This window comes from Mariprofundus micogutta (genome assembly GCF_001895085.1).
Taxonomy (GTDB): domain Bacteria; phylum Pseudomonadota; class Zetaproteobacteria; order Mariprofundales; family Mariprofundaceae; genus Mariprofundus; species Mariprofundus micogutta.
The window spans coordinates 14,494-26,329 of the sequence record NZ_BDFD01000004.1; the positions used below are offsets into that span (position 1 = coordinate 14,494).

An 11,836-nucleotide genomic window follows, 5' to 3' on the forward strand; every position below is an offset into this window, starting at 1 on the left:
GCCGCAAAGGCAAACTGGCAGCCATAACTTTGCATGTTCAGGCTAAATGATTCTCTTTACGCTGCTGAATCAATGCAGCAATTTCTCTGGCAGCTTCCATTATTTCATTGATGCCTGCAGTCGTTTCCTCAGAGTGATTATTCATCAGCATCACTTCACCACCCATCAAAATACCGGTCAGTACATTGTTTAGATCATGGGCGAGTGTCTGACAGAATTCAGCGCGGCCTGTTTCAGCCCGCTGCAGTTTCAGCTGGCACTCGGTAAGTTGTCTCTGAAGCAGTAATACTTGCTGGTGCTGCTTAGCAATAGTCAGGATATTGCTGATGCGAAATTTAAATAGCCCGGTATCCAGGGGGGTGAGCAGAAAGTCATCTGCTCCGGATTCGAGGAAGTCTGCAACAATCATCTGTTGTTCTGAGTCGGAAATCATCATGATGAATGTGTCTGTGGTAGAGCTGTTTTTTCGCACTGCAGTGATAACATCCATGCTGTTGCTGCCAGGCATCATGGCATCGATCAATATGAGCTCAGGAGTGTGTTGCTCAAGCAGAATTAAAGTATCAGCGCAGTTTGAGGCAATCAGGGTATCGCAATCCAGCGACTGAATCTGATGCTTTAGCATCTTGCAGGTAAATTTTTCATCACCGACGATTAAAATCAATGGTGTCCTGCTCATTGCTGTACTCCCTGCTTGTTCTTTGTGAAACGTATGTTGGCAACCCTGTTTTGTATAGAAGCTGAGGTTTTGACTGTGTTAATAAGTCATCATTTCAAGCCTATCAGCTGTGGTGTAGTGTTGCCCTGATTACTCATCTCACCATAAGGGGGGCAAAGTGCAGAATCATGATGACAAGCAGTTGCAGCTGAGCAGTAAAGAAGCCCTTCACCTTGCTAAATGGGATGAGGTTCGCCTTGAAGAGCTTCTGGCATCCATGCATGGCTCGGAACTGGGTGAGTTGCTACTGGCCTGCCATAAAGACAGCGAGCGCCAGACTCTGATCAACCATATTCCCGATGAATTGCTTGGTGATGCCCTGCTGGAGTTGCCGGAAGGCATGCAGGAAGACCTGCTGGCAGAATTCAGGGCCGATGAAGTTGAGGATATGGTTGAACATCTCGATTCCGATGATGCGGCCGATATTCTGCAGGCTGTTGATAAGGAAATTGCTGATGAGGTAATGGATCGGCTGGAGCCATCAGAACGCCGCGAACTTGAACCGTTGATGGGGCATGATGAGGAGTCTGCCGGTGGTCTGATGCAGGCCGAGCTGTTCAAGGTGCGGGATGACTGGCCTGTTGAAAAAGTGCTGCAGGTATTGCGTCGTTTCGGCAAAGAGATTGAGAATCTGAACTACGTATATGTGGTGGATGATGATGACCTTCTCGTTGGCGTGTTATCTCTCCATGCCTTGTTGTTTTCCGAGCCGGAAGTCATTGTGCATGATCTGGCCCAATCGGATTTTCCGCGTGCTCTTGCCGGGCAGGATCAGGAAGAAGTGGCTCGAATCTTCGATAAATATGATGTGCTTGCCCTGCCTGTTGTGGATGAACGCGGTGAGTTGGTTGGACGTATTACCGCTGATGACGTGATTGATGTTATTCAGGAAGAGGCTACCGAGGATATGTATCGACTGGCAGCTCTCTCTGATGAAGATGATCTTGCCGAGGCTGTCGGCGTTACCGCACGCAGGCGTGGCATATGGCTGGCAGTGAATCTTATGACCGCCATAGCCGCATCCATTGTAATCTCCCAGTTTGAGGCAACCATTGCCCAGGTCGTGGCACTGGCAGTACTGATGCCGATTGTCGCAAGCATGGGCGGTATTGCCGGTACCCAGACGCTGACAGTGATTGTACGTGGTATTGCACTTGGACGTGTGACCTTTTCCAATGCCCGCCGTACGCTTATCAAAGAGGTGTCCGTGGGTATGGTTTCGGGTGTCACCTTTGCACTGGTTATCGGTACGATTGCATCATTGTGGTTCCCTGAACTGGGGATCAGGCTGGGCTGGATTATTGCTGCAGCCATGTTAATCAACCTGTTTGCGGCTGCACTGGCAGGGGCCATGATTCCATTGACATTGCAGCGGCTTAAGATCGATCCGGCGCTTGCATCAGGTACGATACTTACCACAGTCACCGATGTGGTCGGTTTTTTCAGTTTCCTGGGCCTTGCGACAATGTTCCTGATCTGACACGCCTGAATGGCGTTGCCATTGTATGGCGTGGCGCTAGGCTCCCTGAACTCTTTTATTTCGTATTTCATCACTGGAGATTTACATGTCTGAAGCTACTCATCATCGCCTTATTATCCTTGGTTCGGGCCCTGCCGGTTACTCGGCTGCGATTTATGCCGCACGCGCTAATCTGAGTCCGGTATTGATTCAGGGACATCAGGCTGGTGGTCAGCTGACGACCACGACAGATGTGGATAACTATCCGGGTTATAAGGATGGTGTTCAGGGGCCGGAAATGATGGAAGATTTCAAAGCTCAGGCTGAGCGTTTCGGTACAGAAATGATCTGGGATCATATCAATGAAACTGACTTCTCGAAGCGCCCGTTCACATTGAAGGGTGACGATGGCACTTACACTTGTGATGCACTGATCATCGCGACAGGCGCTTCGGCTCAATATCTGGGACTGCCAAGCGAAGAAGAATTTGCAGGTCGTGGTGTATCCGCTTGCGCTACCTGCGATGGATTTTTCTATCGTGGTAAAGATGTGGCAGTAGTCGGTGGTGGTGATACGGCTGTTGAAGAAGCACTCTATCTGGCCAATCTGTGTAACAAGGTTACCCTGATTCATCGTCGCGATGCATTGCGTGCCGAGAAAATCATGCAGGATAAACTGTTGGCGACAGACAATATTGATGTGGCGTGGAACAGCACTACCGATGAGATTCTCGGTGATGATTCAGGTGTGACCGGTATTCGTTTGAACTCCACTGTTGATGGCTCCAAGCGTGAATTGAGTGTGCATGGTGTTTTTATTGCCATTGGACATAAACCCAATACCGATTTCCTGGGCGGCCAGCTTGAGATGGACGCAACAGGTTATTTGATGACTCAGGGTAAGAGCACTGCCACCTCGGTTGAGGGTGTATTTGCTGCCGGTGATGTTGCCGACCCTGTTTACCGTCAGGCCGTAACATCAGCCGGTGAAGGCTGTAAGGCAGCCCTTGATGTTGAGCGCTGGTTCGGTTCTCAGGAATAGAGCAACTCTGAACGATTTCACACCGTTATGGCTGAAGAGAATACTATTCTACCTGTAGCAGTATTGCTGGATCGTGATGGTGTGATCAATTTTGATTCGCCGGATTATATTCTTGCTGCAGATCAGTGGCAGCCGATTCCTGGTTCGTTAGAGGCGATTGCGCGATTGCATACGGCGGGAATCAAAGTGACCATAGTCAGTAATCAGTCCGGCCTTGGTCGAGGCATGATGGATCAGCAGGCTTTCAACGAAATTCATGGGAAAATGATGCTGGCTATAGAACAAGCTGGCGGTTTCATCTCGCATGTCAGTTATTGCCCGCACGGGCCTGATGATAATTGTCTCTGTCGCAAACCAAAGCCGGGTATGGTGCTTGAGACTCTGGATGCACTTGGTTTGCTTGCAAGGGCCGGGCAGGTTTTATTTATCGGAGACTCCGTTCGCGATGTGGCGGCGGCTCATGCCGCAAGTGTGCCTGCTATGCTGGTGCAGAGTGGTTATGGCGATGCAGAGACTATTCTTCAGAAAGCGCAACTTATACAGCCGGACATCCGGTACAGCGCTAATCTGGAAGAAGCCGTAAATCTGATTTTGGGAGAACAAGCCTGATGTTGGTTATCCGATCGGCCTTGTTTAATGCCAGTTTTATGATTCTGACACCATTGTTTTCACTGATGGTTATCCTGTTTCGCCCTTTTGGTTTTTCGGCTTCCTGGTTCTGGGCTAAAACCTGGTCCCGGACTATTTTCCTGTTGCTCAGAGTGCTGTGTGGTATTCGCATTGTTATCGAGGGAAAAGAGCATATGCCCGATCACGCTTGTGTGGTGGTGGCCAAGCATCAGTCGGCGGCAGAAACGGTAGCCATGCCGATTCTGGTGCCTCCCTATACCTGGATACTCAAGCGGGAGTTGTTCAATGTACCATTCTTTGGCTGGGCGCTGGCATTGATGGGTACGATCGGCATTCGCCGCGGCTCTCCGCGTGAGGCGATCAAACAGGTGATCAGCGATGGTACAGCCATGCTTACCAAGAAACGCTGGGTGGTAATATTTCCGGAAGGTACACGCTCTGCCGTTGGCACCACAGGCAACTACCAGCCCGGAGGTATCATTCTGGCGCAAAAGGCAAAGTCAGGAATCCTGCCCATGGCGCATAATGCCGGAGCCCTGTGGCCGAAACGCGGTTTTATTAAAAAGCCGGGCACAATCACATTTCGTTTCCTCCCCTATATTCCGGCGGATCAGGTGACAGCGATTAAGCGCAACGATCTGCTTGAACAGCTCAAAACCGATATTGAAGCTGCAACACGTGAATTGGGCGGTTAATTCTTAGCTTCATCGCGGAAGTCCGGTAGCCCCCTGATGGAAGATGTTTGTGATCAATTACCGGTAGTTATCAAGTGTATGAATACACTTGTCCTTTCTTGCTGCCCAAGAAAGAACGAAAGAAGGGCTCCCCGAAACCAGCCTGCCCTTCGGGTTCCCTGTCCTGCCAGCGGGGGATCAACAAGCGGAACTTCATTTGACAGACTGGTCTAATGTCCGGAGATTGTCGGTGATATCCCCCTTATAACTGATATCACCGGTCTGATTTATTCAGCTTTGTTTTTCTCTGCTGCTTCAACATCTGTCTCTGGGGATGTTTCTTCAGTATTGCTGGTTTCTTCTATTGTATCATCGCCAGCTTCAGGTTCAGCTGCTTCTGCCGGAGCCTCATTCTCCGGGGCGGGTTCAGCTGTTTCTTTTACTGGCTCCTCTACACTGTCATCGAGCAGTGCTTCAGCAGTTGGGAAATCATCAAATGGAAACGGACGTTTTTCTGTATTGAAGCTCAGATAACGATAAATCTGGTAAATGAACGTGGCCAACTGACTACCAAAGGCAAGCAATTTGTCGTTTCTCTTGCCGGTAAACAGTACCCAGAGAAACTGTGCTGCAATGACAACTACCAGAACCAGACGTGTTGCACCGAAGATGACGGCAAACACCAGCATAAACACCAGACGTAGCCAGATGTTGGTATCCATAACATTTTCTTTCAGATCATCACTCATGATGTCGACTCCTCTTATTCAGGCTTAGTTGCCGCTATTATAGCAGAGGAGCGATCACCAAAGATACGATGGCCATCACATTAATAAGAATGTTCATGGATGGGCCGGAGGTATCTTTGAACGGATCACCCACAGTGTCTCCGACAACGACTGCAGCGTGTACATCAGAACCTTTGCCACCAAGGTTACCTTTTTCCACATGCTTCTTGGCATTATCCCAGGCCCCGCCTGCATTGGCCATCATCAAAGCCATCAGTACGCAACAGACCAGCGCACCGGCCAGCATGCCACCCAAAGCCTGTGCTCCTAATCCGAAACCAACGACAACCGGGGATGCAACTGCCAGCACACCGGGTAGCACCATCTTCTTCAAAGCTGCGGTGGTAGCAATATTAATGCATGAAGCATGATCGGGTTTGCCAGTACCCTCCATTAATCCAGGAATTTCACGGAATTGGCGGCGAATCTCCTTAATCATTTCAAATGCGGCATCACCCACAGCGGTCATGGTCAGCGAAGCTACAAGGAAAGGGAAAATGCCGCCGATAAACAGACCGATCAGAACCAGTGGTTCACTTAGGCTGAGTGAGAAACCCTTATTATGCAGTGAGATGGTTTCCACAAAAGCAGCAATAATAGCCAGCGCTGCGAGCGCAGCTGCACCGATGGCAAAACCTTTGCCGATTGCTGCAGTGGTGTTGCCCAGTTCATCCAGTGAATCGGTAATCTTGCGTGTGTCCTCACCCATACCTGCCATTTCGGCTATACCGCCGGCATTATCAGCAACCGGACCATAGGCATCGATAGCCATGGTGATGCCTACAGTTGCCAGCATACCGACAGCGGCGATACCAACCCCATAGATACCGGCCAGCATGGTGGATGCAAAAATAATTGCGGCAATGGTTAATACCGGGATAACCACAGATTCCATGCCAATAGCAAGGCCTGATATCATCACTGTGGCAGGGCCGGTTTCACCTGACTGAGCGATATCACGAACCGGTTTCCCACCGGTATAATACTCTGTGACGATACCGATAATAATGCCTCCAATAGCGCCAGCTACGACTGCGCCCCACACCGAGGTTGAGACCTGAATAAAGCTGACAAGGAAGAATGCGGCAATGATAAAGATAACCGATGCGCCGATAGTGCCGATACGCAGCGCGAGCTGAGGATCCCTGTTTGCCGATGCTTTAACCAGAGCAATGCCGAGAATAGAGCAGATCAGGCCAACTGATGCCAGAGCCAGAGGCAGGAACATCAATGACTGCTGTTGACCCAGCGGATCAAGAATGTCTGCGGCCATGGTTGAGGCCATGGCAATCGTGGCAATGATCGCGCCACAGTAGGACTCAAAAATGTCTGAGCCCATGCCGGCTACATCACCCACATTATCACCCACATTATCGGCAATCACACCGGGATTGCGTGGATCATCTTCAGGAATACCGACTTCGATTTTACCCACCAGATCGGCACCGACATCGGCGCTTTTGGTGAAGATGCCACCGCCCACGCGGGAGAACAGCGCGACTGATGATGCGCCCATGCCAAAGCCGTGAATGGCATGGGCAGTTTCGGGGTTGCCGCCGAACAATAGGTAAAGCGTACCAAGGCCCAGCAGGCCAAGAGATGCAACGACCAGCCCCATGATGGAGCCACCATAGAAGGCGATGGTCAGGGCAGTTGCGGCTCCGTGAGTCTGAGCTGCCGTGGCAGTACGTACATTGGCTTGAGTTGCCGAGAACATGCCGATGTAACCTGCAAGTGCCGAGCAGATGGCACCGAGTAAAAATGAGATTGTAGTGTTTTGCCCCAGAGTGAATGCCAGTATTGCTGCAACAATGATAATGAAAGCGACCAGAATAGAATATTCACGCTTCATGAACACCATGGCTCCATGATGGATGGCCTCTGCTATTTCAAGAACTTTACCTTCACCTGCCGGATATTTTTTCACCGACTGATAAAGAAACATTGCAATGATTAAGCCTATCCCGCCAAAAATGATCGGAATCATGTTTTCTCCCATACTAATTCTCCCTGTGTGTTTCTATATTCACTCCAAAAAAAAAGGTGGCTGATTGCTCAGCCACCTTTCTGATGATTCATGTCCTGTGCGTCAAGCTTCAGCTTTATATGCTTCTACTGAATCCATCACTTCTTTTTTTGCTGCTTCCGCATCACCCCAGCCTGTTACTTTCACCCACTTGTTACTTTCCAGATCTTTATAGTGCTCAAAGAAATGCCTGATCTGGTCAGTCAGGAATCCGGGCAGGTCTTCAGGCCCTTGCACGTTGCAATAAACCGGCTTCAGTTTGGAAGAAGGAACTGCCAGAACTTTGGCATCCATGCCCGCTTCATCTTCCATCTGTAAAACGCCAACCGGACGACAGTTAATAACGCAGCCTGGAATCAGAGGAAACTGTGATACCACCAGCACATCTACCGGGTCACCATCATCTGAGAGCGTATTTGGAACAAAACCGTAGTTACACGGATAGTGCATAGCTGTGTGCATGAAGCGGTCCACAAATACGGCGCCTGAATCTTTATCCAGTTCATATTTAATCGGATCGCCGTGCTGCGGCACTTCGATCACGACATTGATATCTTCAGGCGGATTTGAGCCGGCTGGAATTTTAGTAATATCCACGATGGGTCTCCCTCTTACTGTTAGTTATTCTGAAATTAGACAGATCTTAGTCCATTATACGTTAAAGCGGAAGTGCATCACATCGCCGTCTTTAACCACGTAATCCTTACCTTCGAGTCGCATTTTGCCTGCTTCCTTGGATTTGGCTTCACCGCCGAATGAGACAAAGTCTTCAAATGCGATGGTTTCAGCACGGATGAATCCCTTTTCGAAATCATTATGGATCACGGCCGCCGCTTTCGGAGCTGTATCACCGCGATGGATGGTCCATGCACGTACTTCTTTTACACCAGCAGTGAAATAGGAGATCAGATCCAGCAGTGTGTATGCCTCCCGGATAACAGTATTCAGACCTGGCTCTGAGAGGCCAAGATCAGCAAGGAACTCTGTCTGTGATTCCTCATCCATTTCAACCAGCTCGGCTTCGATCTGTGCAGAAACAACAGCGACACCGGCACCTTCTTCTGCAGCAAAGGCGCGAACCTGTTCAACATACGCATTGCCATCCGGTAGCGATGCATCATCGACATTGGTGACATAAAGAACAGGCTTGGCAGTCAGCAGGCAGAGCCCTTTCACTTTATCCATATCATCGGAACTCAGGCCCTGACGGCGGACAGGAATACCATCTTCAAGTCCCTGGCTCACCTTTTTGAATACCTCAACCTGAGCTTTGGCATCCTTATCACCAGTGCGGGCCAGTTTTTCAATGCGAACCAAACCCTTCTGGATACCATCCATGTCTTTGAGCATCAACTCGGTGTCGATGATTTCGATATCGGATAGCGGGTCAATTTTTCCCGCCACATGTGTTACATTCTCATCATCGAAGCAGCGCACCACATGCGCAATGGCAGCACATTCACGGATATTGGCGAGGAACTTATTGCCGAGCCCTTCACCGCTGGCAGCTCCTGCTACTAGCCCTGCGATATCAACAAATTCAACAATAGCATGCTGAACAGCTTGTGGATTCACGATGGCAGAGAGAGCGTCAATACGTTTATCCGGCACAGGTACAATGCCGACATTGGGATCAATGGTGCAGAAAGGGTAGTTGGCTGCCTCTGCGCCTCCACCATTTAATGCATTAAACAGGGTGGATTTGCCAACATTGGGCAGACCGACGATACCGATACTTAAAGCCATGATTAAGACTCCTGAAGTGTTAAGTGAATACGATTGGCCGCTTTGTCTGTTTCACCGGATAACAGACGTCCGGTTTCATCCAGCAGGGCTGCCAGTACCCTGTTCTCATCTGCCCGGTCACCTTCATCAGCTTTGCCGAGTACCCAGGCTGATACATCACCATGAACAGGACGACCGATACCGATTTTTATGCGAACATAATCTGCTGTTGGCAGGTGAGTATTGATCGAACGCAGGCCATTGTGTCCGCCGTGCCCACCACCTTTTTTAATGCGTAACTTGCCGCTGGGCAGGTCAAGGTCATCGTAAACAACAAAGATATCCTGCTCATCTACCTGATAATAACGTGCCAGGGCTGCGACTGCATCACCACTGTGATTCATGAATGTTTGAGGTTTGACCAGCAGAATTCGTCCGGCACTGGTTTCCCAGGTCGCGCTTTCCGCATGAAAACGAGGGGCCGCGTCAAAGCGCAGCCCCTCATGTTTTGCTAACAGATCGAGAAAACGAAAGCCGATGTTATGGCGTGTTTTCTCATACTTGTTGCCGGGATTACCCAGCCCTACAAGCAGTTTCATCTGCTGATTTACTCGCTGTCAGGTGTTGTTTCTGCTTCCGCTTCTTCGCTAAGCTCATCACCAGTAGCATCACCACCGCTGGCTTGTTTAGGCGGTGCAAGGTTCAGTACGGTGAAGTTCACATCATGGAAGACTTCAACGCCTTCTGGCAAAGTGATGTCTTCAATATGAACGGTATCGCCCATATCCAGTTCAGAACAATCAACTTCGATGTGCTCAGGGATAGAGTCTGCACGGCAGGAAACTTCAAGTGTGTGACGAATCAGTGCAACCAGACCGCCCTTGGCAACGCCAGGGCATTTCTCAAAGTTAACAGCCAGAACAGGAACATCCATGGTGATGGCATCTGCACCGGATACACGGAAGAAATCGAGGTGAGTAGCGGTATCCAGAATCGGATCCCACTGGGAGTCTTTCAGCAGCACTGTGTTTTTGCCACGAGAGCCTTTAACCTTCACTTCAAGCATGGAAGTGTGGAAAGCTTCTTCGTTGAGCAGCTTGCTTACAGTGTTGTAGTCCATAGTGATAGCAAGGTCAGGCTTGTCACCACCGTAAATAATACCTGGCATTTTACCAGCGCGACGCAGGCGACGTGTAGCAGCCCGGCCAGTTTCTTCGCGAAGCTCAGCTTCAACAACAAAATCAGTCATGATTTCCTCCAAAAATGCACCGTCGGGTTATCCCGTCACGGCGGCGTTAGAAAGCTATGGTTCCCAACGCGGGCGCGCACTCTAGGCATGCGATCATAAAAGTCCAATATCTTAAGTATCGCATGACTTTTCCCGGCTGCCCATGCCTTGGCTGCAACGCTGATTCATTTCAATAGATCATGAGCTGAGCCACTGCCATAAAAATACCAGACCGGTTATAGAGCTGAGGCAGATAATACAAACAACGATCAGTTTTAATGCCAATGTTTTATCCATTGTTCACCTCTGTTTTATTTACAGCAATCGAATCAGCAGAACATTGCACTCATTGTGCAGGCGAATGCAATTGATAATTCCTCTCTTCATACCTGTTTCTGACAAATTAGAACATTCGAGTAACGCATCATGGCATGGGTATGATGGACGGAGCTTACTGTTTCCAATATTGAGAATCTGGACCTTCAATCGGAGTAACCGACTATACAAGTAGGTTATATTGTGCTATTTAGTCAGTAGGAGTATCTGCCATGCCTAAAATTGCAATCGTTCAAGAATCTTCTGTACTGCTAGATCGTGAAAAGACAATTGAAAAGGCTGTTCGTATGATTGACCAGGCAGTAACCCATGGTGCAGAGATGGTGATCTTCCCGGAGGCGTTTATTGCAGGTTATCCTGCTTGGATATGGCGACTCCGACCTGGTGGGGATTGGGGTTTAAGTGAGTCTCTACATACTCGTTTGTTGGATAATGCTGTTGAACTGAAGTCCGATCAACTGGTTCCGCTTTACGAAATGGCGAAGAAACACGCAATAACAATCGTATGTGGTCTGAATGAACGAGACGGGAGTTTAAGTAAGGCTACTCTGTACAACACTGTAATCATAATTGGACCAGAAGGAGATGTTATTAATCGCCATCGCAAGTTAATGCCAACCAACCCGGAACGTATGGTATGGGGCTTTGGAGATGCTACTGGTTTGAATGTACTTGATACTCCCTGTGGAATGATAGGTACATTGTTGTGCTGGGAAAATTATATGCCTCTAACGAGATACATTCTCTATGCTCAAGGGGTAGAAGTGTATATTGCACCCACTTATGACAGTGGCGATGGCTGGATTGGAACAATGCAGCATATTGCCCGTGAGGGGCGTTGCTGGGTTATAAGCAGCGGCGTTATTCTGGCAAACAATGATATTCCTGCTGACTTTCCAAATAGAGATGCTCTATATCCCTCTTCAGAAGAATGGATTAATCCGGGGGATTCTGTCGTGATCGCACCGGGTGGTGAGATCGTGGCAGGTCCAATGCACCAGGAAAAGGGCTTACTCTATGCTGATATAGATCCAAAACTTGCCAGTGCGGCAAAACGTGCTCTTGATGTTACAGGGCATTATGCGAGACCGGATATTTTTACACTTCATGTAAATACAAAGCCCCAAAGGCCAATTGAATTTGAATAGTTAATCTGCTTTGAATGGACTTTTTCAGAGTATTTTAGTTGTAAATCTAGTCGACCTTATAT

12 protein-coding genes are annotated in these 11,836 nt (G+C 49.0%); 5 read left to right on the plus strand and 7 right to left on the minus strand.

Annotation, left to right across the window (positions count from 1 at the left end):
• Positions 1–37: 37 nt before the first annotated feature.
• On the minus strand, positions 38–679 hold the full coding sequence (locus tag MMIC_RS03230) for an ATP-binding response regulator (RefSeq protein WP_072659008.1): 642 nt from the start codon (positions 677–679) through the stop codon (positions 38–40).
• A 157-nt stretch (positions 680–836) separates the two neighbouring features.
• Between MMIC_RS03230 and mgtE the strand changes: the two genes are divergently transcribed.
• From mgtE to MMIC_RS03250, 4 genes are all read left to right on the plus strand, one after another.
• Positions 837–2,198 carry a magnesium transporter gene (gene mgtE / locus MMIC_RS03235; RefSeq protein ID WP_072659010.1) on the plus strand — a complete coding sequence of 454 codons (1,362 nt, stop codon included), beginning with the start codon at positions 837–839 and terminating at the stop codon, positions 2,196–2,198.
• Positions 2,199–2,283: 85 nt separating this feature from the next.
• Positions 2,284–3,219 carry a thioredoxin-disulfide reductase gene (gene trxB / locus MMIC_RS03240; RefSeq protein ID WP_072659012.1) on the plus strand — a complete coding sequence of 312 codons (936 nt, stop codon included), beginning with the start codon at positions 2,284–2,286 and terminating at the stop codon, positions 3,217–3,219.
• A 27-nt stretch (positions 3,220–3,246) separates the two neighbouring features.
• Positions 3,247–3,828 (plus strand): D-glycero-alpha-D-manno-heptose-1,7-bisphosphate 7-phosphatase, encoded by a 582-nt coding sequence (locus tag MMIC_RS03245; RefSeq protein WP_072659014.1) that lies wholly within the window; start codon positions 3,247–3,249, stop codon positions 3,826–3,828.
• Positions 3,828–4,544 carry a lysophospholipid acyltransferase family protein gene (locus tag MMIC_RS03250; RefSeq protein ID WP_072659016.1) on the plus strand — a complete coding sequence of 239 codons (717 nt, stop codon included), beginning with the start codon at positions 3,828–3,830 and terminating at the stop codon, positions 4,542–4,544. Before MMIC_RS03245 ends, MMIC_RS03250 begins: the two co-directional genes overlap by 1 nt.
• 266 nt (positions 4,545–4,810) lie before the next feature.
• On the opposite strand, the gene MMIC_RS03255 is transcribed toward MMIC_RS03250, so the two are convergent.
• The 6 genes from MMIC_RS03255 to MMIC_RS03280 all read right to left on the minus strand — a co-directional run bounded on the left by MMIC_RS03255 (position 4,811) and on the right by MMIC_RS03280 (position 10,311).
• Positions 4,811–5,272 carry a DUF4389 domain-containing protein gene (locus MMIC_RS03255; protein ID WP_072659018.1) on the minus strand — a complete coding sequence of 154 codons (462 nt, stop codon included), beginning with the start codon at positions 5,270–5,272 and terminating at the stop codon, positions 4,811–4,813.
• A 37-nt stretch (positions 5,273–5,309) separates the two neighbouring features.
• Positions 5,310–7,310 carry a sodium-translocating pyrophosphatase gene (locus MMIC_RS03260; RefSeq protein ID WP_072659020.1) on the minus strand — a complete coding sequence of 667 codons (2,001 nt, stop codon included), beginning with the start codon at positions 7,308–7,310 and terminating at the stop codon, positions 5,310–5,312.
• A 90-nt stretch (positions 7,311–7,400) separates the two neighbouring features.
• Positions 7,401–7,934, minus strand: a complete 534-nt coding sequence (gene ppa, locus MMIC_RS03265; RefSeq protein ID WP_072659022.1) for an inorganic diphosphatase — start codon at positions 7,932–7,934, stop codon at positions 7,401–7,403.
• Between the two features lie 54 nt (positions 7,935–7,988).
• Positions 7,989–9,083 (minus strand): redox-regulated ATPase YchF, encoded by a 1,095-nt coding sequence (gene ychF, locus MMIC_RS03270; protein WP_072659024.1) that lies wholly within the window; start codon positions 9,081–9,083, stop codon positions 7,989–7,991.
• A 2-nt stretch (positions 9,084–9,085) separates the two neighbouring features.
• On the minus strand, positions 9,086–9,661 hold the full coding sequence (gene pth, locus MMIC_RS03275) for an aminoacyl-tRNA hydrolase (protein WP_072659026.1): 576 nt from the start codon (positions 9,659–9,661) through the stop codon (positions 9,086–9,088).
• An 8-nt stretch (positions 9,662–9,669) separates the two neighbouring features.
• Entirely contained in the window at positions 9,670–10,311 is a 642-nt protein-coding gene (locus MMIC_RS03280) for a 50S ribosomal protein L25/general stress protein Ctc (protein WP_072659028.1), read from the minus strand.
• 527 nt (positions 10,312–10,838) lie between these two features.
• Between MMIC_RS03280 and MMIC_RS03285 the strand changes: the two genes are divergently transcribed.
• Positions 10,839–11,774 (plus strand): carbon-nitrogen hydrolase family protein, encoded by a 936-nt coding sequence (locus tag MMIC_RS03285; RefSeq protein WP_072659030.1) that lies wholly within the window; start codon positions 10,839–10,841, stop codon positions 11,772–11,774.
• The last annotated feature ends 62 nt before the right edge of the window (positions 11,775–11,836 follow it).